General features: G+C 63.3%; 20 protein-coding genes. 11 read left to right on the top strand and 9 right to left on the bottom strand.

The genetic code is table 11. The annotated features are described in order from the left end of the window. Nucleotides 1–29 precede the first annotated feature (29 nt). The 8 genes from ACFOW6_RS11670 (at nt 30) to ACFOW6_RS11635 (ending at nt 7,525) form a co-directional block, all read left to right on the top strand. Complete coding sequence (locus tag ACFOW6_RS11670; protein ID WP_382422544.1) at nt 30–824, top strand: ABC transporter ATP-binding protein; 795 nt, start codon at nt 30–32, stop codon at nt 822–824. After that, nucleotides 817–1,578, top strand: a complete 762-nt coding sequence (locus ACFOW6_RS11665; protein WP_382422543.1) for an ABC transporter ATP-binding protein — start codon at nt 817–819, stop codon at nt 1,576–1,578. The genes ACFOW6_RS11670 and ACFOW6_RS11665 overlap by 8 nt, the downstream gene beginning before the upstream one ends. Next, nucleotides 1,575–2,468, top strand: coding sequence for a branched-chain amino acid ABC transporter permease (locus ACFOW6_RS11660; RefSeq protein ID WP_382422542.1), 894 nt, complete (start codon nt 1,575–1,577; stop codon nt 2,466–2,468). The genes ACFOW6_RS11665 and ACFOW6_RS11660 overlap by 4 nt, the downstream gene beginning before the upstream one ends. Before the next feature lie 14 nt (nt 2,469–2,482). Further along, a complete protein-coding gene (locus ACFOW6_RS11655; RefSeq protein ID WP_382422541.1) occupies nt 2,483–3,538 on the top strand; it encodes a branched-chain amino acid ABC transporter permease in 1,056 nt (351 codons plus the stop codon). Next, a complete protein-coding gene (locus ACFOW6_RS11650) occupies nt 3,525–4,712 on the top strand; it encodes an ABC transporter substrate-binding protein (protein WP_382422540.1) in 1,188 nt (395 codons plus the stop codon). Before ACFOW6_RS11655 ends, ACFOW6_RS11650 begins: the two co-directional genes overlap by 14 nt. A gap of 79 nt (nt 4,713–4,791) precedes the next feature. Then, nucleotides 4,792–6,108 carry a glutamine synthetase family protein gene (locus ACFOW6_RS11645; protein WP_382422539.1) on the top strand — a complete coding sequence of 439 codons (1,317 nt, stop codon included), beginning with the start codon at nt 4,792–4,794 and terminating at the stop codon, nt 6,106–6,108. After that, nucleotides 6,108–6,914: an N-formylglutamate amidohydrolase gene (locus tag ACFOW6_RS11640; RefSeq protein ID WP_382422538.1), complete on the top strand. Its 807-nt coding sequence runs from the start codon at nt 6,108–6,110 to the stop codon at nt 6,912–6,914. The genes ACFOW6_RS11645 and ACFOW6_RS11640 overlap by 1 nt, the downstream gene beginning before the upstream one ends. Beyond that, nucleotides 6,911–7,525, top strand: coding sequence for an isochorismatase family cysteine hydrolase (locus tag ACFOW6_RS11635; RefSeq protein ID WP_382422537.1), 615 nt, complete (start codon nt 6,911–6,913; stop codon nt 7,523–7,525). The genes ACFOW6_RS11640 and ACFOW6_RS11635 overlap by 4 nt, the downstream gene beginning before the upstream one ends. 8 nt (nt 7,526–7,533) lie before the next feature. Here ACFOW6_RS11635 and ACFOW6_RS11630 read toward each other — a convergent pair whose 3' ends face one another. Genes ACFOW6_RS11630 through ACFOW6_RS11620 form a run of 3 tightly spaced genes read right to left on the bottom strand, consistent with a single transcriptional unit; the run spans nt 7,534 to nt 11,523 of the window. Further along, nucleotides 7,534–8,877, bottom strand: a complete 1,344-nt coding sequence (locus ACFOW6_RS11630; RefSeq protein ID WP_382422536.1) for an NAD(P)/FAD-dependent oxidoreductase — start codon at nt 8,875–8,877, stop codon at nt 7,534–7,536. A 37-nt stretch (nt 8,878–8,914) separates the two neighbouring features. Further along, nucleotides 8,915–10,372 (bottom strand): aldehyde dehydrogenase family protein, encoded by a 1,458-nt coding sequence (locus ACFOW6_RS11625; protein ID WP_382422535.1) that lies wholly within the window; start codon nt 10,370–10,372, stop codon nt 8,915–8,917. Then, complete coding sequence (locus ACFOW6_RS11620; protein WP_382422534.1) at nt 10,369–11,523, bottom strand: aromatic ring-hydroxylating oxygenase subunit alpha; 1,155 nt, start codon at nt 11,521–11,523, stop codon at nt 10,369–10,371. Before ACFOW6_RS11620 ends, ACFOW6_RS11625 begins: the two co-directional genes overlap by 4 nt. A gap of 420 nt (nt 11,524–11,943) precedes the next feature. Here ACFOW6_RS11620 and ACFOW6_RS11615 point away from each other — a divergent pair, with 420 nt between their 5' ends. After that, nucleotides 11,944–12,888 carry a PDR/VanB family oxidoreductase gene (locus ACFOW6_RS11615; RefSeq protein WP_382422533.1) on the top strand — a complete coding sequence of 315 codons (945 nt, stop codon included), beginning with the start codon at nt 11,944–11,946 and terminating at the stop codon, nt 12,886–12,888. Between the two features lie 45 nt (nt 12,889–12,933). Here ACFOW6_RS11615 and ACFOW6_RS11610 read toward each other — a convergent pair whose 3' ends face one another. The 3 genes from ACFOW6_RS11610 to ACFOW6_RS11600 all read right to left on the bottom strand — a co-directional run bounded on the left by ACFOW6_RS11610 (nt 12,934) and on the right by ACFOW6_RS11600 (nt 15,602). Beyond that, entirely contained in the window at nt 12,934–13,848 is a 915-nt protein-coding gene (locus ACFOW6_RS11610) for a LysR substrate-binding domain-containing protein (protein WP_382422532.1), read from the bottom strand. A gap of 346 nt (nt 13,849–14,194) precedes the next feature. Further along, entirely contained in the window at nt 14,195–14,560 is a 366-nt protein-coding gene (locus ACFOW6_RS11605) for an MmcQ/YjbR family DNA-binding protein (RefSeq protein ID WP_382422531.1), read from the bottom strand. A gap of 124 nt (nt 14,561–14,684) precedes the next feature. Next, on the bottom strand, nt 14,685–15,602 hold the full coding sequence (locus ACFOW6_RS11600; RefSeq protein ID WP_382422530.1) for a MurR/RpiR family transcriptional regulator: 918 nt from the start codon (nt 15,600–15,602) through the stop codon (nt 14,685–14,687). A gap of 189 nt (nt 15,603–15,791) precedes the next feature. On the opposite strand from ACFOW6_RS11600, the gene ACFOW6_RS11595 reads away from it, so the two are divergent. Beyond that, on the top strand, nt 15,792–17,117 hold the full coding sequence (locus ACFOW6_RS11595; RefSeq protein ID WP_382422529.1) for a dipeptidase: 1,326 nt from the start codon (nt 15,792–15,794) through the stop codon (nt 17,115–17,117). Here the strand turns inward: ACFOW6_RS11595 and ACFOW6_RS11590 are convergent. The 3 genes from ACFOW6_RS11590 to hisN all read right to left on the bottom strand — a co-directional run bounded on the left by ACFOW6_RS11590 (nt 17,107) and on the right by hisN (nt 20,262). After that, nucleotides 17,107–18,297: a DUF418 domain-containing protein gene (locus tag ACFOW6_RS11590; protein ID WP_382422528.1), complete on the bottom strand. Its 1,191-nt coding sequence runs from the start codon at nt 18,295–18,297 to the stop codon at nt 17,107–17,109. The two genes, ACFOW6_RS11595 and ACFOW6_RS11590, sit on opposite strands and share 11 nt — an antisense overlap. 313 nt (nt 18,298–18,610) lie before the next feature. Continuing rightward, entirely contained in the window at nt 18,611–19,393 is a 783-nt protein-coding gene (locus ACFOW6_RS11585; protein ID WP_382422527.1) for a DeoR/GlpR family DNA-binding transcription regulator, read from the bottom strand. 53 nt (nt 19,394–19,446) lie between these two features. Further along, nucleotides 19,447–20,262, bottom strand: a complete 816-nt coding sequence (hisN, locus tag ACFOW6_RS11580) for a histidinol-phosphatase (protein WP_382422526.1) — start codon at nt 20,260–20,262, stop codon at nt 19,447–19,449. A gap of 133 nt (nt 20,263–20,395) precedes the next feature. Between hisN and ACFOW6_RS11575 the strand changes: the two genes are divergently transcribed. Next, nucleotides 20,396–21,406, top strand: a complete 1,011-nt coding sequence (locus ACFOW6_RS11575) for an ABC transporter substrate-binding protein (protein WP_382422525.1) — start codon at nt 20,396–20,398, stop codon at nt 21,404–21,406. The last annotated feature ends 40 nt before the right edge of the window (nt 21,407–21,446 follow it).

The raw sequence follows: 21,446 nt of genomic DNA, 5'->3' as shown, positions 1-21,446 counted from the left end.
ACGAATAAATGTCCTGCGAAGGGTCTGAGATGGTCGAGACGCCAAATCCGCTGCTCCAGGGAGACAAGCTGACACGGAGATTCGGCGGTGTCGTGGCGCTGAGCGACTACAGTCTCACCCTGGGTGAAGGCGACCTGCTCGGCCTGATCGGGCCCAACGGCGCCGGCAAGACCACCGCCTTCAATCTTCTCTCCGGCGTCCTGCCGCCCTCGGCCGGCAGCATCACCCTGGCCGGCCGGAACCTGACCGGCGAACGGCCCGAGGTCTTCGCCCGCTCCGGCATTGCGCGCACCTTCCAGAACATACGCCTGTTCCGGGATCTTTCGGCCTGGGAGAACGTGGCCGCCGGCTATCACATGCGCCACGGGGCCAACTGGCTGTCCACTATCCTGGGCCTGCCGGCCGCCCGCACCAGCGAGCGTCGCATGCGCGACAAGGCCTGCAGCCTGATGGAGACGGTAGGGTTGGCGGATTTCATCGACCAGCGGGCCGGCGACATGCCCTATGGCCATCAACGCAAGCTGGAGATCGCGCGGGCGCTCGCCACCGAACCGCGCCTGTTGCTGCTGGACGAGCCGGCGGCGGGCATGAACGCCACGGAAACCGAAGAGCTCAAGCGGACCATCAAGTCGATCCACGAGGAACTCGGCCTGACCCTCGTGTTGGTGGAGCATGACATGCGCTTCGTCATGTCGCTTTGTCGCCGGGTCCAGGTCGTCAATCGCGGCGAGCTGATCGCCGACGGCACACCCGAGGAGGTGCAGGCGACGCCGGCCGTGGCCGAGGCCTATCTGGGCAAGGGCAGGGGGAAGAAGGTTGCCTGACGCACTGCTGGAAGTGGACTCCATCAATGTCTGGCGCGGCGCGTCACAGGTGCTGCATGACGTTTCCCTGTCCGTCGGAGAGGGGGAGATCGTGGCCCTGCTGGGCGGTAACGGTGCCGGCAAGACCTCGACCCTGGCCACGATCTCGGGCCTGCTGCACCCGAAAAGCGGGGATATTCGCTTTTCCACGGGCCAGGAGAGCATTTCCCTGCCCAGCCTGCGGCCCGATCGCATCGTCAGGCTGGGAATCGCCCACAGTCCCGAGGGGCGTCAGATCTTCGGCGGCCTCTCTGTGGTGGAGAACTTGCGCATGGGCGCCTTCCTGCGCCACGACAAGGAAATCGATGCCGATATCGAGCGTTTCTACGAGCTTTTCCCGATCCTGGGCGAACGCGCCGAGCTCAAGGCCGGCCAGCTGTCGGGCGGCGAGCAGATGATGCTGGGACTGGCCAGAGCCCTGATGTCACGTCCCAGGCTGCTGATGCTGGACGAGCCGTCATTGGGCCTGGCGCCCCAGGTCATCGACCAGATATTCGACCGCATCGAGGAAATTCGGGCCCAGGGTACGACGGTATTCCTGGTGGAACAGAATGCCGCCATGGCGCTGGAGGTGGCCGATCGGGCCTACGTGATCGAGAACGGCCGCATTGCCATTTCCGGCGAGGCCCGACAGCTGGCCGAGGATCCGTCGGTGCGAAAGGCCTATCTGGGGATCGAAATGTCGGAGGATGCGCCCGTGGAGACGACCTCATGAGCGCCTATGTGCTGCAACAGCTGGTGAACGGCCTGGTGCTGGGGTCCATGTATGCCCTGGTCGCCGTCGGCTTCTCGATGATCTACTCCATCGTGCGGCTGATCAACTTCGCTCACGGCGACGTGGCGATGATCGGGGCCTTCAGCGCCTTCCTGGTCTTCGCGACCGCCGGACTGCCGATCTGGGTGGTGGTGCCGGCCACGCTGGCCGTCGGAGCGGCGGTTGCGGCGGTGATCGAGTTCCTCGTCTTCCGGCCCCAGCGCCAGGCACCTCAGGTCAACGGTTTCATCACCTCGCTGGGCGTTTCGATCCTGATCCAGAATGTCGGTGTTCTGCTGTTGAGTGCGCAGCCGCGCTCGGTTCGCTTGCCGGATATGTTCCGGGTCAATCACGATATATTCGGGGCACGCATCTCCACTCTCGACGTCATGATCGTGGCCGTCACCCTGATCGCCCTGCTGGTGTTGACCCTGTTCGTGAGGCGCACCCGCCTGGGGATCGCCATGCGGGCCACGGCCGAGAATGTCTCGGCGGCCCAGCTGATGGGCATACCCGTCAATCGCGTCATCACGACGGCCTTCGCCGTGGGTGGCGCCCTGGCCGGGTTGGCCGGGCTGATGTGGGGTGGCCGCTATGGCCAGATTGACCCGCTCATGGGCTTCATACCGGGCCTCAAGGCCTTCGTCGCCGCGGTGATCGGCGGTGTCGGCAGCCTGTCCGGCGCCGTGCTCGGCGGCTATCTGCTGGGAATGGCCGAGATCCTTGTGGTGGGTCTGCTGCCCAGCGAATACGGCTCCTATCGCGATGCCTTCGTTTTCGGCCTGCTGATCCTGATCCTGTTGGTGATGCCCAACGGGCTGCTCGGCAAGGCTACGGAGGAACGCGCATGAGGGGGAGCGCGGGCATGATGGACAAACTGAAGAGTCCGGCCTGGATGGCACTGGGCGGCCTGCTGGTCCTGGCGCTCCTGGTGGGTGGCGCCGAGGCCTGGCTGACAGGTTTCGAACGCACCGTGATCGGTTTTGCCGGCATCAACATCATCCTGGCGGTCAGCCTGTCCTTCTCCAACGGCCTGACAGGCCTGTTTTCGCTGGGCCATCCCGCCTTCATGATGCTGGGCGGCTACACGGCGGCGATCCTGACCTTCCCGGCGGTGCGCAAGCCCACCATGCTGCCGGGTCTGCCGGAATTCATCGCCAATGCCGAACTCTCGCTCCTGCCGGCGACCCTGGCCGGCGGCGTTGTGGCGGCCTTGGCCGCCCTCGTGGCGGGGTTCCCCGTCCTGCGGCTGCGCGGGCATTACCTGGCCGTGGCGACGCTGGGCCTGATCGTGGTCGTGCAGGTGCTTATCAACAACATGGATTCCATCACACGCGGGGCGATCGGTCTGGCCGGTTTGCCGCGCCTGTCCAATCTCTGGTGGATCTACGGCTGGGCAGCGGTGACGCTCTTCGTGACCTGGCAGTTGAAGCACTCCTCGATCGGACGGGCCCTGATGTCGGTTCGCGAGAACGAGTTGGCCGCGGCCTCCATCGGCGTGCCGCGTGCCCGGCTGAAGCTGCTGGCCTTCACCCTGGGGGCTTTCTTCGCCGGCATTGCCGGAGCCCTCTGGGCCCACCTGGTCACCAACCTGACGCCCACTTCCTTCGGCATCGTCATGGCCTTCATGATCGTCGTCATGGTGGTGCTGGGCGGCAGCGGCAGCCTGATCGGCGCCGCGCTGGCAGCCATCGCGCTCAGCGTCATCAATGAGATAGCGCGCCCGATCGAGCGCGCCATCGATGCCTATGGACTTGTCCAGATCATCACTGCGGCGATTCTGATCGCCGTGCTGCTATTCCGGCCGCAGGGGCTGTTCGGCTCCGGCGAGCCGGTTGCCAGGCGTGCGCGAATGCCTGGCCAACCACCAAGTAAAACATCTCAAGAACACAGAGGAGGGTTTCCAAATGAAACGTCGTAATCTACTTACCGGTGTTGCCGCCGGCGCACTGGCCCTGAGTCTCGGAGTGGGGGCGACATCCGCACAGGATGACGAGCCCATCCGCATCGCCGCGCTCTATAACTTGACCGGAGGCATGTCCTCGATCGACGCTCCGGCCCTGGCCGCCGCCGAGTTGCGGGTGAAGCAGATCAACGAGGACGGCGGCCTGCTGGGCCGCGAGGTGGAGCTGATCTCCTACGATACCCGCACCGATCAGGGTGAGACGGCCACTGCTGCCCAGGAGGCGGTCTCCGAGGACGTCGTGGCCGGCATCGGATACGGTGATACCACCTTCGTGATGGCCGCTGCTCCGACCTTCCAGGAGAACGGCATTCCCTTCGTGACCTCCGGGGCCACCCATCCGGAGCTGCCGACCTGGGTCGGGGACTACATGTTCATGACCGCCTTCGGCGATGATGACCAGTCCTACGCGATTGCCGACTATGCCACGGAGGAGCTGGGGCTCGATAGGGTCATGGTCTGGACCGACGAATCCATGGACTTTACCAAGGCCCTGTCCAAGTTCTTCAAGGAGCGTTTCAAGGAGAACGGCGGCGAGATCGTCGAGGAAGTCAGCTTCATGATGGGCGACACCGACTTCTCCAGCCAGATTTCACGCATGGAATCCCTGGATCCCATGGTGGATGGCGTCTTCATCGCGGCCATCCCCAGCGAGGCCGGCCTGACGGTGCGCCAGATCCGCGAGGCCGGGATCGATATCCCGATCGTCTCCGGTGATGGCTTCGACACGCCACTGGTGGCGGAAACGCCGGGGCCGGAACTGGCCAACGACGTCTATTTCTCCAGCCACACCTACCGTGGCGATGATCGTCCGGAGGTGCAGCAGTTCATCGAGGACTACAAGGAGGAATACGACCGTCCTCCGGAGAACTCCTTCACGCCCCTGGGCTACGATGCCATCGGCCTGATCGCCAATGCCATCAGGAATGCCGAGTCCGCGGATCCCGCCGATATCCGGGATGCCCTGGAGCAGACCCGTGGCTACGAGGCGGTGACCGGCCCGATCTCCTATACGCGTGAGAACATGGTGCCGCCGAAGCCCATCTCGATCATCGAGGTGCAGGGCGGCGAGTTCAATGTCCTGGAGATCTGGCGTCCCGAGGAAGGCCTCGAGGGCGAACTGCAGCAGTAAGGACCTGTTCTTGCGGGCAGGAGGCGGTCTGATCCCGCCTCCTGCCCGTTTTCCAAGAACGACTGGGAGCGCGTTGGACATGGCATTTGAACCCGAACCCATTGTGACGGTCTGTACCTCGGACCTGGCCGGCCAGGTGCGCGGCAAGGGCTTTCCCGCCCGCGACCTGGACAAGCGCTGGCAGTTCGGTGTCGGCTGGACACCGACCAACAGCATGATCAACTGCTTCGGCCGCATCCGCGCGACCCCCTGGGGCGCGCTCGGCGATCTCATGCTGATTCCGGATCCCGAGGGCCAGGTGCGCCTGGACTACCCGGACGGACCGGGAGAGCATTTCATCCTGGGCGACATAACGACCATGGACAGGCAGCCCTGGAATTGCTGCCCGCGCAGTTTCCTGCGGCGCGCCCTGGCGGACCTGAAGGCCGAAACGGGCCTGAATCTGGTGGCCGCCTTCGAACATGAATTCCACTACGACGCCGCCGATGATCGGGTGGGCGATTCCTATTCCGTCGGCTCGCTGCGCGGGGTCGAGGAATTCATCAACGAGTTGATCGGTGCGCTGCGTGCCAACGGTATCCAGCCGGACACCTTCCTGCCGGAGTATGGTCCGCGCCAGTTCGAGGTGACCGTCGATCCCGCCGATGGCCTGACGGCCGCCGACCACGCCGTGAAGCTGCGCGAGATCACCCGCGCCCTGGGCCGCCGTCACGGCGGGCATGTCAGCTTCTCGCCTGTGGTCACCCAAGGTGTGGCGGGCAATGGCGTACATATCCATTTCAGCTTCACCGATGAACAGGGCCGGCCCGTAACCTACGATCCAGAAGGACCGGGAGGACTGAGCCGCCAGGCCGCGAGCTTCAGCGCGGGTCTCCTCAGGCACAGCCGGGCGCTCTGCGCAGTGGCGACGCCCAGCATGATTTCCTACGAGCGCCTGAAGCCGCATTCCTGGTCCGCCTACTGGACCAACCTGGGCCTGCGCGACCGTGAGGCGACCCTGCGCATCTGCCCGGTGCCCGAGGATCCGTCGGTAGACGTGGCCAAGCGCTATAACCTCGAGTACCGCGCTGCCGATGCGGCGGCCAGTCCCTACCTGCAGCTGGGCATGCTGGTCTATGCCGGCCTGGCCGGCATTCGCGAGGACCTGCCCGCGCCCGTCATCGGGCACGAGGATCCGGAAATGCTGTCCGCCGAGGAGCGCGCGGCACGCGGCATCGCAACCCTGCCGCAGAGCCTGGAGGAGGCGCTGCAGGCGCTGGAGGCGGACGAGGCCGCTTCTGGCTGGATGGGCGCGGAGCTCGCGGAGGCCTATGTCATGCACAAGCGGGGGGAAATCGGGATGCTCGCAGGCAAGAGCATCGATGAGATCTGTCAGCTTTATACCGAGGTTTACTGATGTCGGCCACTCTCGAGAAAGCCGCCCGCCGGCTCCTGACGCAAGGCGACCCCAATCCGGCGGGCGTCGTCAATCCGGAAGGTCCTTCGCCCTTCTTCCTGGTCTGCGACCATGCAGGAAACGCCGTGCCGGCCGCCCTGGACCGGCTGGGGCTGCCCGAGGAGGAGCTGAACCGGCACATCGCCATCGACATCGGTGCCCTGGAGATCGCCAAGCGCCTCTCCCGCCGCCTCGACGCCGCCTTGTACTACCAGCCCTACTCGCGCCTCGTGATCGACTCCAATCGCCAGACGCACGTGACGGATTCCGTGCCGGCCGTTTCCGACGGAACGGAAATTCCGGCCAATGCCGAGCTGTCGGACGGGGCTCGAGGGCAGCGGATCGAGGAGATCCTGATGCCCTATCACGATTCGATCGAGGCGGCCCTCCAGGCCCGCCAGGATGCTGGTCGCGAGACCATCCTGGTCTCGGTACACAGCTTCACCCCGGCACTGCGCGCCCGGGCGGAAGATCGCCCCTGGCATGTCTCGGTCATGTGGGCGGACAACGAGCGCTTCGGTCGCCCGGTCCTGGACGAGCTGCGCAAGGAAGCGGGCCTGAACGTGGGAATGAACGAACCCTATACCGTCGTCATGGACGGCGACTATTCGATTCCGCTGCATGCCGAGCGGCGCGGTATCGACTATGTGGAGTTCGAAATGCGCCAGGACCTGACAGCCACCGACAGCGATGCCGAGACCTGGGCCGAGCGCTTGGCGCGGGTGCTGCAGGCGGCCCGGGACCGCTATCGGAGCAAGGCGCTATGAGCCAGGCAGGTGCACCGGAGCGCAATGCCTCCCTGGACGCGGGGCGGACGGCAATCCTCGTGATCGATGTGCAGAAAGGGATCTTCCGCCCCGAGGCCGAGCGCGAACGCCCCTATTTCTTCCGCACGGCGCGTGACATGGCAATCCCCAACATGAGGCGTCTTGTCGAGAGCGGCCGGGCCGCTGGGGCGGAGGTGATCTATACGGTGATCCAGAGCCTGACGCGCGACGGCCGCGACCGCAGCCTGGATTACAAGCAGACAGGCTTCCACATCCCGCCCGGAAGCCACGAGGCACAGGTCATCGACGAGCTCACCCCGGCCGAGGACGAACTGGTGCTGCCGAAGACCTCGTCGAGCCTCTTCAATTCGACGATCTTCGAGTACCTGATGCGCAACATGGGGCTGGACACCGTGGTGACCACGGGCTTCCTGACCGACCAGTGCATCGATCATACGGTGCGTGACGGCGCGGATCGCGGCTTCCGCATGGTCTGTCCGGTGGATGCCTGCACAACGGACAGCGAGGAACGTCACCTGGCGGCGCTCAACGCCTTCAAGGGCTATTGCAGGCAGGTGCGGACCGAAGAGCTGCTGACCGAACTGGGCTGAGGACGCCTTCAGCTCCAGGGGAAGGGGCTGTTGGACGTCGGGTGCAGCTCCCCCTTCTCGAAGCGGTCGAAGCGGAAGGGCTTCAGCAGGTCCTGTTCCTCGCCCATCACTTCGTCGGCGACCAGTCGGCCGACACCGATCATCTTGTAGCCGTGATTGCTGTCCGCGATGATCGAGACGTTCTCGTTGAAGCGATCGAACACGGGGAAGGAATCCGGCGTGAAGCAGCCGATCCCGCCGGACGGCTCGCGGTGGTACTTGGGCATGGTGCCTTCAAAACGCTTGTTGCAGTGGGCCAGGGCGGAGACCCACATGTGCGCGAACTCCGGTCCGGAGACGAACTCGGGGCTGTCCGGGCCGTAGGGGTCGACCGCCACCTCCGCGGCACGCTTGTCGATCGGGTAGGGTGCGGCTCCGCCCTGGACCCCGCCGAAATGCCAGTCCGGCTTGTAGTAGATGCCCCACATCTCCTCGGTGATGACGGAGCCGTCGACGTCGGAGATGAGCGGCGCATCGGTGTCGACGTGAATGACCGGCGGCAGCTTGCCATCGTTGGTCAGCAGCGTGTTCGGGTCGACCTGCAGGACGCCTTCCTCGAGCTGCCAGTAGCGCCACATCTCGATCCCCTCGCGGAGCTCGCCGTCGCTGCCCTTGACGGTGATCTGCGACGGCAGGCCGAGCATGCTCCAGAAATCGCGCACCCAGGGGCCGGTGCCAATGATCAGTTGATCGCAACGGATGGTTCCGCGATCGGTTTCGATGGCCCGGATCGCCGACGAGCCATTGTCGCTGACCAGGGCCTTCACCTCGGTGCCCGTGATGATCCGCACGCCGAGGTCCTCGGCCTTCCGGGCGAGGCCATAGATCGACTTGGTGTTGTTGGCGTAGCCGCCGCGCTTCTCGTGCAGGACCGAGGTGATACCCTGGGCCTGCCAATCGTCGAAGAGGTCCCGCATGTAGCGGGTACTGGCCTCGGCGCCCTCGATGAAGGCGCTCTCGTAGCCGATGGCCTGCTGCTGCTGATGGATTTGCGCCACGTCATCGCGCATGCGTTCGCAGGAAATCTGCAGGTAGCCGACGGGATGGTAGCTGAAGGCCTCCGGATCGCTTTCCCAGACGCCCACGGAATGGGCCATCAGGTTGCGCATCGCCGGCTGAAAGTAGTTGTTGCGGACCACACCGCAGGCAATGCCCGAGGCACCGCTGGCGATGCCCGCCTTGTCGAGAACGACGATCCGGCCCGCGACCTCCTCGCCCTTGTCCCGCAAGCGCTCGGCGAGGCGCCAGGCCGTGGACAATCCGTGGATGCCCGCGCCGATGATCACGAACTCGCTGTGTTCGGGGAATGCCATGCTGAGTCTCCGTTCGTTGCTGCGCGGCCAGGTTTGCTCAACTGCCGCGGTTCAATGCGACTGCGACGTTCTTGGTGCGCACGTAGTTGTAGAGGGCTTCCAGCCCCTTCTCGCGGCCAAAGCCAGACCGGCCGACACCGCCGAAGGGCGTGGCAACGCCGCCGGCGAACCATTCGTTCACGAAGACTTGGCCCGCCCGCAGTTTCGCCGCGACCCGGTGGGCCCGGCTCAGGTCCTGGGTGAAAACGCCGGCCACGAGACCGAAGTCGGGGGCATTGGCCAGTTCTATGGCCTCGGTCTCGCTGTCGAAGGGGATCATGCAGAGGACCGGTCCGAAGACCTCCTCCTGCGCGATGCGGCTGGCCGGATCGACCTCGGCGAGGACCGTCGGCGCCATGAAATACCCCGGACCAGGCAGCCGGGTACCACCGCAGGCCACGCGAACTCCCTCCTGGGCCGCGGCCTGGACCCTCTCTTCGACGCGGGTGAGCTGCTGGGCGGAAATGAGCGGTGTCAGGTCGGGATTGTCGAGTCCGTGCCCAATGCTCAGCCCCTGCGAGAGGGCCACGGCACGCTCCACGGCCTGGGCGTAGATCGAGCGGTGCACGAGCAGGCGTGACATGGCCGAGCAGACCTGGCCCGCATTGAAGTAGACGCCGTTCTTCACGCTCGCCATCAGCCCATCGAGATCGGCATCCTCGAAGGCCACGGCGGCCGATTTGCCGCCGAGCTCCATGACGCTTGGCGTCACCGTCTCGGCGGCGGCGTGCAGGATCGACTGGCCTGTGGGCACGGAGCCCGTGAAGACGATCTGGTCGACCTCCGAGGAGGCGACGAGGCGTGCGCCGAGCTCCGCGCCGATGCCGCAGAGCAGGGAGACGCAGCCCTCGGGAACCCCGGCGCGTTCCAGCGCACTGCCCAGCATGGCGAGCCCGATCGGATCGAGTTCCGGCGACTTGACGACGACGGAGTTTCCGGCAGCGAGTGCCGGTGCCAGGGAACGCGCGGCGAGGGCGACCGGGAAGTTCCAGGGCACGACCTGGGCGGAGACGCCGTAGGGCTCGTACAGCGTGTAGTCGAGGTAGCCGGGGCCGAGCGGGATCGACTTCCCCTCGATCTTGTCCGCGACGCCGCCGTAATACGCGAAGTACTGGGCCGCTTCCTCGAACTCGCCCTGCGCTGCTTCCAGCGTCTTGCCGCTTTCGCGGCAGAGCATTTCGCCGGCCTCGCCGGCAATGGCGCGAATCTCGGCCGCGATCCTGTGCATGAGCGCGGCGCGCTCCGCCGGGGGCATGTCCGCTAGGCTGCCTCGTTCAACACCTGCGCGCGCGGCGTCCAGGGCACGGGCCACCGACGCCTCTCCGGCACAGGCGCAATTGGCGAGGTGTTCCTGCGTACCTGGATCCTCTATGGCGACGACCCCGCCTTCGTCGCCCTCTGCCCAGTGGCCGGCCACGAAGTTTTGCGCCAAGCCTGCCCTCGGGAAAGTGGTCATGGTGTGCGGCCTTTCTCAACCTGGAGTGCGACCCAGCGGTGGAAGTTGTACGTCGGCCCGTCCATGGCCGGAGAGAAGCAGCCGCCGTCGAAGAACTCTCCGTGCCGGCCCTTCTGCATACCTTCGACCACGAAGATGTCCTCCTCGAAGACGGTCTTCCACAACTCGGCATTCCTGCGGCGGAGATGGTCGAGCTCCGGCGTTTTTGCGGACTCGACCGCATAGTAAAGCTCGACCTGTTCGATCGTGCGCTCGCAGTCCACCGGGTCGAGCACGATGGCGAATGCGTGATCGCGCTGCACGCCGAAGAGGACGTTCGGATAGACGGCGATATACTCGCCGCCTTCGTCCCACGAGTCACTTAGACCTGCGAAGTCGGGCATGGCGGTTCCGTTCTCGTCCGTCAGCTGGCGATAGACGCGGGTTCCCTGCCCGGAACAATGCCCGTACCGGTCGATGTTGTAGTGATCCTCCAGCCTGGAATAGCTGTTCAGGCCGGGGTGCACCAAAGGCAGGTGATAGCTTTCGCAATAGTTCTCCACCGCCAGCTTCCAGTTGGCCCGGACATCGAGCTGGAGGGAGGAGGCCGCGCCTCCGTGGTGGAGTTCCTGGTCGAATTCGCTCCAGCGCTTGATTAGATCGGCGTGAACCTCCTCGAACGGTGGCGCGTGGCCGTCGATGTTGACGAAGATGACGTCGCGCCAGACATGGGAGCGTATCTGGATCAGGCCCAGGTCGGCCGTGTTCAGGTCCGGGTGGGTGTTCTGCCCGGGCCCACCGACATTCGGGGTCGTTCGAAGCTCGCCGTTCAGGCCATAGCACCAACTGTGGTAGGGGCAGCGGATGACGCCCCGGACCCTGGTGGGTTCAGGGACCAGGGTCATGCCGCGGTGACGGCAGGTGTTCTGGAAGACCCTGATGCTGCCGTCACGGTCGCGCACGATCAGCAGCGGCATGCCGAGGAAATCGACCGGTTTGGCATCGCCGGCGGCGGGAACGTCCTTGCCGAACCCGATGCCCGACCAGTTGGCGAACAGGACCGACCACTTCTCTTCGGCAAAGATACCGGGGTCGACGTAATGTTCGTTCGGCAGACCACGGGCGGCATCGAGCGTGGTCAACACGGATCCAAGCCGGGCATGTACGTTCATGGGTTCTCTCCCTTGACGCAGTCTTCCTCGATACTGGAAGCCGTATCTAGCCTGCTCAATATCAGAAGGACTCAACAGGGAGTGAGTTCAGGTAACCTGTAATGCTTCAGGGAAGGTCTGGGGAGGGAGAGCAGGGCAGTAGCTGCGTGTCTTCCCGTGGCTTGTATTACAAATTACAGGAAGGAAGTGGCCGATTCAATTTCAGTTCGGGTGGCCTCTTGTGCCTGCGTGTAGAGTGAGTGAGTTGAACTCACCTCCATTTGAGATTTTTCGACCTTGAAGACGGCTGGGGATTGGCCCGATGTATGCCTGAGATCGCGGAGGGTGACATGGTGGGCAAGCTGGCCAGATCCCGGCCCGACCCTTGGCGGGCGCAGACGGCAGACGTTTGCGACCCGGAAAAGCCGAGAGGAGGTGAAAGTGAACTCGCACCGTGCGCGACTGATTGAGAAGACCGATCTTAGCCGTGAGGTTGCAGGCTTGCGCTTTCAGGTCCTCGACGGCCAGTTGGATTGTCTCGAGCCTGGGGCCCATGTGGATATCGGCCTCGCGCCCGACCTTGTGCGGCAATATTCCCTGTGCAGCTGGGATACTGAGGGCCGGTGGTTCGACATCGCCGTCAAGCATGAGCCGGAGGGACGCGGCGGCTCGATTGCCATGCATGCGCTTCGCATTGGCGACGAAGTCGAGATCGGCGGCCCGCGCAACAATTTCGCGCTGGCGGAGACCCGCAAGCACATCACCCTGATTGCGGGCGGCATTGGCGTTACCCCGATCCTGCCCATGGTGCGGGAACTCCAGCTCTCCGGTGCAGACTTTCGCGTCTTCTATGTCGTCCGCTCACAGGACCACGCGGCCATGGACCCGCAGTTTCGCCAAATGGATCTGGGCGAACGCTACCATCTCCATTGCAGCGAGACTGACGGCCGCTTCGACATCGCCGCCGTGATGCAGACACTGCCGGTCGGCGGCGACGTCTACGTCTGCGGCCCCGAGCCGATGCTGGATGAGGTGCTGAACACCGGCAGCGAACTGCGTGGTGGGGCCATACGTTTCGAGCGTTTCGCGGCCGCGGCGACCTTCGCCCAGGCCCCGAACGACAGCTTCGAGGTCGAGCTCCAGGCGAGCGGGAAGGTCCTCACAATCGGTCCCGAGGAGAGCATTCTCGACGTGCTCCGCGAGCATGGGGTCCCGGTCGAGTTCGGGTGCCATGAAGGGCTCTGCGGGACCTGCATGGTCGATGTCGTCGACGGAGAGGTCGATCATCGCGACGGCGTGCTTTCCCCCGACGAGCAGGAGACGAACGCGTTCATGTGCGTGTGCGTTTCCCGCGCCAAATCCGAGCGGCTGGTCCTGCAGCTCTAGCCGTGGCTGGGGAGATGCATCCGGCCGCAGGGATCGCAGGGAAACTCAGCCTTCCCGCGCGTCCGGCTCGCTCAGAGCCTCGATGAGCCAATCGCGAAGACTGCGGGCGGCCTCGGAGAGTTCGCCCTCCGGCCGGGTCACGAGATAGAACCAATGCGGGGCCGGGACAGAGTAGTGGCTGACCACGGCCAACTCGCCGCGCCTGATCATCGGATCAACGAGACGTCGCCAGCCGAGTATCAATCCCAACCCGTCCATCGCGGCATACAGCCCGATCATGTAGTTGTTGACGCGAACGCCCTGCTTCTGGGGCAGCGTGCAGTTCAATGCCCCGAACCAGTCACTCCATCGGGTCCAGCTCTGGTCGGGGGAATCCAGGTAGATATGACGCTGGGCGGCAAGGGTTTCCAGCGAGGGTGCTTGCAACGACCTGGCCAGTTCCGGGCTGGCCAGGAGCACCAGCACGTCCCGATAGAGCGCATGCTGGTCCCAGGCCGTGTTCGGGTCACGGCCGTAGCGGATGAACATGTCCAGTTCCGGGGCGATGCCAAAGCTCGTGTCCGAGACAAGCTGGTCGACGGTGATGTCGGGATGTTCATGCCAGAAGCCGGCCAGCAGTTTGGCCGTCCAGAGGCTTGCCACGGCCGAACTCGCGCCGATTGTCACCCGTGTCTCCTCATTGCGCTGCCGAATCTCCCGTAGCCTCTGCGAGATCCGCACGAAGCTCTCAGCCAGCGTGGAGAACAGGCGATCGCCTTCCTCCGTCAGATCGACGCCGCGATGGCGGCGCACGAACAAGGAGGCTCCGAGCTCCTCCTCCAGGGCCCGGATCTGGTGGCTGACTGCGCCCGGCGTCACGTTCAGCTCCACGGCTGCATTCTTGAAGCTGAGATGGCGCGCCGCCGTTTCAAAGGCAGCCAGTGCCGTCAACGGCGGGAGATCATAGACTCGTCGGGACATCCAACCTCCTCCCGTTGCATGATTGTACAGGTGAAATCAGTTCATACCAAACTGGGTCCTGAATAAGTCAGAACAAAAGGTTTTAACCAGACTTGTTAGATTGGTTCATTTGAAAGATTTGCAGGAGTAATCGGGCCTCCCGCAGTTACCCGATATAGAGATCGCGCTTCCATCGCCGCCCGGATCACTCGAGCGAGCCTGTGCGGAGTGCGGTTTCCGCATGGTCTGCCGGCTGATGCCTGCACCACGGGCAGCGAAGAGTTCCAGAAGAGTTCCATATGGCAACACAATATTATGAAGGCGATAAATGTTGATTCGACCTCAAGCAGAGCCCGTTACGCCGAATTCAATCCTCCGCAAGCCCGAGCTCCCGACGTGTCTTCTTGGGTAAGCCCGAGGCCACGATCCGATGACTTTCGCGCAGGTAATCCCGCAGTGCAGCATCATCCATCGTTTCTGAAGTCAGTCTCTGGATCCATTTCAACCCGCGTGAAGCGAGATAGGGTGCGGGGCGCAGCCCGGGCTGTTCCCTTAGAATATCGTAGGACGCATCCGAGGTCTTGAATGTGACGCCAAGCGTATCGCGATCACCCCACCCCGCGATGGCAAAGACTTTACCGCCAACCTTCCAGACGTGGGCACCACCCCATTGCACCACGTGAGTGGTTTGCGGGAGGGACGCACAGAACGTGTTATAGTCGTCCAACAACACAACAGTACCTCCCAAATTTTCGTGTCAGGCCGCGTCTTCTACATCACAGGCTTGAGCGAAGGGTGTTCTCAGCTTGGTCATAATCCCTGACGGGTGACAGTGAATTCAGGCATGTCGAGGCCCACTAGGAGGTTTTCTGCTGGTGTGACAGCACCTTCTCTCCGCCTTCCGAAGTGGCTGGAGAGGAGCGCTCCTGTCCTTCATGGGCGAAGCGCGCCTGCTCGATCTCGGCGATTCTCTTGTGTCCCCTGGCTCCCAGGCGTTCGCCGAGACGGGCGATGATCGCCTCCATCTGCATGAGGCTGGCGATGGAGGAATCGAACAGTGAGGGCACGGCCACCGGGGCCGTGATCACGTAATCGGCCAGAGCGGCTGCCGGGGACATCCACTCGTCGGTGACAGCCACCACCGTTGCCTTGCGGGCCACGGCTTGCTCGGCAAAGCTCTTCACGTCTGCCTGGTAGCGTCGGTAGTCGAAGAGGATGAGAACCGAACGGCGATCCAGGTCCACCAGGTGATCCACCCAGGTCGACGGCTGGCCGTCCACAAGGTGCACGCGGGGCCGCATTTCACGCAGGAACTGATAGATCCACTGGGCGTTGGCCCGGCTGAAACGTCCGCCGATCAGGTAGACGGGCCGACGGTCATCGGCGAGCAGGGTGGTAATGGCCTCGACGGTATTTTCGTCCAGGAGTTCGAGTGCCTTGGTGATGTTCTCGATGATCCTGCTGCCGAACGCGCTGATCCGCACTTCGGCGCTGTCCTCCTGCTCTTCCCCGGCGCGCGAGCGGGTCAGCGGGGACTGGAGGACGGCCGTAATCTCCTCGCGCAGCTGCTGCTGGAACTCAGCGTAGCTACGAAAGCCGATCTTGCCGATGAAGCGCAGGATCGAGGGGCCGCTGGTCTCGGCCCGGGCCGCGAATTGCGCCACCGTCTCCAGGCCGGCCGCCGGGTAACTCGAGAGCAGGACATGAGCAATGCGCCGTTCGGTGCGCGTGAACTGGCTCATTTCTCGCCGGATGCGCTCGGTGATGTTCGCCATGGCCCCGTGGCTCCTGTGATCGGCAACTGTATGATCTGATCAGATTCACCGGAGAATAGCGTGTAGTGTATCATTTGTTACGTCAGTACAGCCAATCCTGTTTGCAAGGGCTGGATAATCTGGACAGATGCCACAGTCTTTGTTCTTGTGTTGCGCCATGTTGGAATCAGGACAGGAAGGACCTTGCGTGTGCGGGGACTGAAGTACTGGATTGCTGTTCTCGCCATTCTGGGTCTTACGATGAGCATGGTCAGTTGCCAGTCGATCATCGAAATCTACGACAGGCAGATGAACAAGCCGGCCCCGGGACTGGAAAAGGCCATCATGACCCCCGAGGATGCCGCGCTTCACGAATCCCTCTTCGTGGCCGACCTCCATGCCGATACCCTCAAATGGAACCGGGACCTGCTGACCCGTGCCTACGCCGGGCACGTGGATGTGCCGCGCCTGGTCGAGGGCAACGTGGCCCTCCAGGTCTTCACCATGGTAACCATGAGCCCGCTCAAGATGCCCTGGAGCGAGTCGGTGAGCAGCGACGGCCTCAACATGGCGGCCGTGCTGGCGGCCCTGCAGGGCCGGCCTGCCTTCAGTTCACGGGGGCGGGCCTTCTATCAGATCGATCGCTTCAAGGATGCCGTGGCACGCTCGCGCGAGGCCGAGGACACTGCCGAGCTAATGCATATCCAGACGGCCGAGGACCTGCGCCAGCTCATTCTGCGGCGCCAGCAGGGCGAAACCGTGGTGGGGGGTATCCTTGGCGTGGAAGGGGCGCACTGGATCGGTGGCGACGGCAAGACCAACGAGCAGGTGAAGGCCGAGGTTCGCGAGCTGTTCGAGGCGGGCGTACGCCTGTTCGCCCCGGTGCATCGCTTCGACAACAACCTTTCGGGCTCTAACGAGGGGGAGGAGCGTTATGGTCTGACCGAACATGGTCGGGTCGCTTTGCTGGAGGCCGAGCGCCTGGGCATGATGATCGACTTGGCGCACATCTCCCAGGACGGCCTGCGCGAGGCGGCCGACCTGTTGCACAGTCCCTTCGTCATTTCGCACACCGGTATCAAGGAGGGATGTGCGCCACCCTGCAACCCGGATCGCAATCTCAGTGACGAGGATATCCGTCACGTGTTGCGCAACAACGGTGTCATCGGCGTCGGTTTCTGGACACGCGCCGTTGGCGACAACCCCTGGCGCATCGCCGATGCCATGGCACATATCATGGAAATTGCTGAGGAGATGAATTTGCCGCCCTCGCAGAACATTGCCTATGGATCGGACTATGATGGTTCTGTCACGCCGCTGATCGGCGTGACAGAGCTGAACACCCTGACCGCCATCATGCGGCAACGCCCGGAGCCCTTCGAGGAGGACGTCATTCGCAATATCGCCGGACGCAATACCTGTCGCATCTTCCTCCAGAATCTGCCCGGGGGAGCAGCCGGCACGGCGGACACCGTCTGCGGCGAAGCCGTGGGGCCAGGCCTGGCTCCCCCGATTGTCGAGGAGCCTACTTCCTGATCGGCAGCCACTGCAGGTAGGTCAGGCAGCGCCAGAGCCACTCCCAGGGGCCGTAGCGGAACGGCCTGAGCCAGAGATGGCACAAGCCCAGAAGCCCGGCATAGACCAGGATGGAGATCCCCAGGACCCCCATCGTTCCCACTTCGCCGATCAGGTTGAATCCCCAGCCGTAGAAGATGATCTCGCCGGCCAGGCCGCTCATCAGATAGACAGTCAGTGCCATCTTGCCGGCCGGAGCGAAGAACCGGCGAACAGGTTCGGCCGAAGCCAGGTTGAGCAACAGGGCCGCTGCCGCAATGTAGCCCATGGCGAGCACGGGCGTGCCGGCCATGAAGGCGGCCTGGGGCGGGCTTTCCGGTGGGGCCAGGGCGCGCGAGAGTTCCATGAAGAGTCCCACGGGAATTGCCACGGCGGCCACTGAGATCAGAAACCGGCGATGCCGCGAGACGTCATGCAGCACGCCGGCCCGGCCGGTCCAGAGCCCCAGCAGGAACAGCCCCAGGATGTCCGTATAGCGCCACAGGCGGACCACGGACATCTCCTCCGACGGTCCGAAGAAGCGTTCCAGGTTATGCTCCACCGTTCTCCAGAAGGAGGGGTCGCTGTAGGCCGCAAGCGACTTCAGGCCTTCGTACATCATGCCGGGATCGGCCACCGGCATGTCGCTCAGGGCCATGACGGTCGGCAGAACCAGCAGCAGCACGAGGGAAAGCACGAGGACAGGCAGCTGGGGCAGGCGCAGGGCGATCAGCAGCAGCACGCCCAGAACCGCGTAGTTGATGAGGATGTCCCCCCAGTAGAAGAAGGCCGCGTTGATCAGGCCGAAGCACAGCAGCACGAAAAGTCGCCGCAGGTAGAGCGGCAGGAAGGGCCGCTCGCTTCTGAGACAGCTGTCGAGGAACAGGGTGAAGCTGAACCCGAAGAGAAACGAGAAGGCCGAAAGCGACTTGCCCTTGACCAGGACGGCCAGGGTGGTGGCGGCCAGGCGGTCCGCCCCGCCCTGGACCGTCGCCAGGGTTTCCGCGTTCAGGAAATCCAGGCCGCTGATGCTGCGAATGTTGATGATCAGGATACCCAGCAGGGCGATGGCGCGCAGCGCGTCCACGGTGACCAGTCGCCCACTGCTTTCGCTGACCGTCTGAGCGGTTTTTCGGCCAGGGGAGCTTGAGGCGTCCTGCATCTGAATTGACTGCTTTGTCCTTTATTCCGCACGTTCTGTACGCAAACTATCGTTGGCAAACGGACAAAGTCCAGCCGAAAGGCCCAATTTCAAATGGGTTGCCCCGAGAACCAGCTGTTTGCCGCGAGAGGCCGCATGGGCTCCTGATGGCGGCTCCGCTCGAGAGGCGGGGCATGGCTTTTCCGCTCTCGTGCATGAATCCTCTTGCGGGCAAGTGAGCTGTCGGGCGTTCCCGATAGCAGGACTCCCGGCCTCGGGATCCCCGTCAGCTTGACCGGGCGAGTCGCATCACGACAACCTAAACTCTTTCTGCCTATTGCGTTCCAATGATCACGTTTTCCGCCAAGGCTTGAACAGCACCGAAGTCAGGCCGTTGAGGTGCTTTTGCATCCACGACGATGTGAGAGATCTCGGAGACCGTGCAGTAGGCAAACCGGCTGAGCACGCCAATCTTGGAATGATCGGCCAATATGACAGTCTTGGATGCATTGGCGATCATGCTGCGGGCAACTTCCGCTTCGTGCGGATCAAAACTTGTTGCCCCCTTTCGCGAATCAAGACCGAAAGGTGAAAGCAGTGCCCAGTCCGCCTGATAGCGCCCGATCTCGTTGATTGTCACATCACCGAAGGTCGCTGGCGGATCTGAATTGAATTCGCCGCCAACGAGCACGGTCCTGTTGCCCAGGAGCGCTGTTCCCTCCCGCTCGGTCATGTTGCTGGCAACATTCAGGGAATTGGTGATGACGGTCAGTCCGCTGAGGCCGGAAAGGCGTTCCGACAAGATCGAGGTTGTACTTCCGGCGTCCAGGAACAGTGTCTGTCCGCTTTCAACCAACCGCGCGGCGCAGGCGGCGATCGCGCGCTTTTCCTTTACCCGCACGGAACTGCGCACGGTATAGGGGGCTTCTCGGTCTTCCTCGAGCGCAATTGCCCCACCGTGCATGCGTTTCAGCTCTCCGCGTGCCTCCATTTCCAGGAGGTCGCGCCGGATTGTCTCGCGTGAGACACCGAACTCGCTCGTTGCCTGGTCCACAGACACATGGCCAAAGGTGGAAAGGAGGGACCTTATCCTCTGGCGGCGTTCTTCCTGCCACATGGATTGCCTTGCTTCCTATTGCCGAACCCGCCGTATCCAGGTTTCCCCTGACTTCAATGGCTCAACATCTCCAGTGCGCTTGCGTGTAGTTCGGGGGTCGATGCCGCAATGACCCTTCCGTCCGAGTCCGCATCAATGTTGCGCCCCGACCAGTCCGTGATGACGCCGCCAGCCTCTTCCACCACGGGAACAGTGGCAAGGAAATCATAGGGCAGCAACTTGTTCTCGACGATCAGGTCGACATGCCCGCTCGCCAGCAGCCCGTAGATATAGCAATCGCCGCCAAAACGCGCCGTATGCGAGGCTTGCGCTATAGTCTCCACTTGTTGACGGGTCTCGCCTTCGAAAAAGAGCAGCGACGTGGTGTAGAACCGGGCATGGGAGAGCCCCCTGACACCACTCACTGCCGCGCGAGAGGCACGGCCTGAGGCATCCTGGAAAAGGACGCCGTGGCCGCGCAGGGCAATCCAGCGCTCGCAGAGAGCCGGCATTTCGATCACGCCGACTTCTGGCCTGCCGTTCTGCATCAGCGCCACCAATGTCCCCCAGATCGGCCAGCCGGTTATGAAGCTGCGCGTCCCGTCTATGGGGTCGACAACCCAGGTGAAATCCCTGTTCATCCCCGTTTGCCCGAATTCCTCGCCCAGGATGGCGTGTGCTGGGAAGCGTTCGCAGATCCCGGCCCGCAGCAGGCGCTCGACTTCACGGTCCGCCTTTGTCACCGGGCTGTCGTCGTCCTTGAGTTCAATCTCCAGCCTTTGACGGAAGTAATCCAGGGCAAGGTGCCCGGCCCTCTGTGCGAGGTCTGCCGCGAAATCCCTGATCTCGATCCAATGATCAGCATCCTTCTGCGGCAAATCCGGTGTCATTGATGGGTCCTCCTGTTACAGGCCGTGGATTCATATGGCAAATTTTTACACATTTCCACATCTTGCCACAATCACAGGGATGCGCTACCGTTTTCGGAAACGATCAATAACTCACACACAGGAGGCTACCTTCATGACGCTTCGATACTTGAAATGGATTGCCGGCGCTGCGACCGGGCTTGCCATGATCGGCTCGGCCCATGCCGGCACAATCACCGTCTATACGGCTTTGGAAGAAGAGGAAGTCGCTGCCTATCTGGAAGCGGCCAAGGAAGCCCTGCCCGACATCGAGGTGGAAGCGCTCCGCCTGTCGACAGGCGACCTGGGGGCCCGGCTGATTGCCGAGGCTGACAATCCCCAGGCCGATGTGCTTTGGGGCTTCGCCGTGACGAATATTCTCGACCCACAAATCGGCGACCAGCTGGAACCCTACGAAGCGGCCGGTCTCGATCAACTGGCCGATCAGTACAAGGCCGATGACAATCGCTGGTTCGCGCCGGTCGGCTACATGGGGGCTTTCTGCGTGAACAAGCCCCGCCTCGAGGAAATCGGCGCCGAGATGCCCCGGACATGGACCGACCTGCTGGATCCGACCTTCGAGGGCGAAGTCGTTATGCCGGACCCAGGCTCGTCAGGTACGGGATACCTGATGGTGGCTGCGATCCTGCAGGGGCTAGGTGAAGAAGAGGGCTGGCAGCTGATCGAGGATCTCGATTCAAGCATGGCGCAGTACACGACATCCGGGTCGCGGCCCTGCCGCATGGCCCAGGTCGGAGAGTACACTGTGGGCGCATCCCTTTCCTTCGTGGCCATGCAGGGCATTTCCCAGGGGTATCCGCTGGAAATGGTCATTCCCGAGGATTACGCCGGCTATGAACTCGAGGCCAATGGCCTGATGGCCGGAACGGACAATGCCGAGGACGCCAAGCGCTTCCTGGACTGGACGCTTTCGGACAGTGCAACCTCGACCTATTCCGAGTACAAGGCCGTCGTGACGATTCCGGGGGTCGCTCGCTCGCCGCTGGCGGACGATGCCAACCTGCCCGAAAATCTCGACGACGTGCTGTTCCCGATGGATTTCGCGAAATCCGGCAAGGAGCGCGAGGCAATTATCAACCGGTGGCGTGAAACCGTCGGCAGATAATTCCTGCATGAGATGCCACCCTCCGCGGCCGGGCCGCGGA

The sequence above is a fragment of the Fodinicurvata halophila genome (assembly GCF_042651425.1).
GTDB classification, from domain to species: domain Bacteria; phylum Pseudomonadota; class Alphaproteobacteria; order Kiloniellales; family DSM-21159; genus Fodinicurvata; species Fodinicurvata halophila.
Note: the sequence above shows the minus strand (reverse complement) of the source record. Positions and strands in the feature narration are given on the sequence as shown.

Excerpts from the sequence above, each read along its gene's own strand:
- hisN (WP_382422526.1), bottom strand. The coding sequence starts at position 20,262 with ATGACACCGGATTTGCCGCAGAAGGATGCTGATCATTGGATCGAGATC.
- ACFOW6_RS11655 (WP_382422541.1), top strand. The coding sequence starts at position 2,483 with ATGATGGACAAACTGAAGAGTCCGGCCTGGATGGCACTGGGCGGCCTG.
- ACFOW6_RS11640 (WP_382422538.1), top strand. The coding sequence starts at position 6,108 with ATGTCGGCCACTCTCGAGAAAGCCGCCCGCCGGCTCCTGACGCAAGGC.
- ACFOW6_RS11630 (WP_382422536.1), bottom strand. The coding sequence starts at position 8,877 with ATGGCATTCCCCGAACACAGCGAGTTCGTGATCATCGGCGCGGGCATC.
- ACFOW6_RS11590 (WP_382422528.1), bottom strand. The coding sequence starts at position 18,297 with ATGCAGGACGCCTCAAGCTCCCCTGGCCGAAAAACCGCTCAGACGGTC.
- ACFOW6_RS11625 (WP_382422535.1), bottom strand. The coding sequence starts at position 10,372 with ATGACCACTTTCCCGAGGGCAGGCTTGGCGCAAAACTTCGTGGCCGGC.
- ACFOW6_RS11645 (WP_382422539.1), top strand. The coding sequence starts at position 4,792 with ATGGCATTTGAACCCGAACCCATTGTGACGGTCTGTACCTCGGACCTG.
- ACFOW6_RS11660 (WP_382422542.1), top strand. The coding sequence starts at position 1,575 with ATGAGCGCCTATGTGCTGCAACAGCTGGTGAACGGCCTGGTGCTGGGG.
- ACFOW6_RS11670 (WP_382422544.1), top strand. The coding sequence starts at position 30 with ATGGTCGAGACGCCAAATCCGCTGCTCCAGGGAGACAAGCTGACACGG.
- ACFOW6_RS11620 (WP_382422534.1), bottom strand. The coding sequence starts at position 11,523 with ATGAACGTACATGCCCGGCTTGGATCCGTGTTGACCACGCTCGATGCC.
- ACFOW6_RS11610 (WP_382422532.1), bottom strand. The coding sequence starts at position 13,848 with ATGTCCCGACGAGTCTATGATCTCCCGCCGTTGACGGCACTGGCTGCC.
- ACFOW6_RS11575 (WP_382422525.1), top strand. The coding sequence starts at position 20,396 with ATGACGCTTCGATACTTGAAATGGATTGCCGGCGCTGCGACCGGGCTT.
- ACFOW6_RS11635 (WP_382422537.1), top strand. The coding sequence starts at position 6,911 with ATGAGCCAGGCAGGTGCACCGGAGCGCAATGCCTCCCTGGACGCGGGG.
- ACFOW6_RS11585 (WP_382422527.1), bottom strand. The coding sequence starts at position 19,393 with ATGTGGCAGGAAGAACGCCGCCAGAGGATAAGGTCCCTCCTTTCCACC.
- ACFOW6_RS11650 (WP_382422540.1), top strand. The coding sequence starts at position 3,525 with ATGAAACGTCGTAATCTACTTACCGGTGTTGCCGCCGGCGCACTGGCC.
- ACFOW6_RS11600 (WP_382422530.1), bottom strand. The coding sequence starts at position 15,602 with ATGGCGAACATCACCGAGCGCATCCGGCGAGAAATGAGCCAGTTCACG.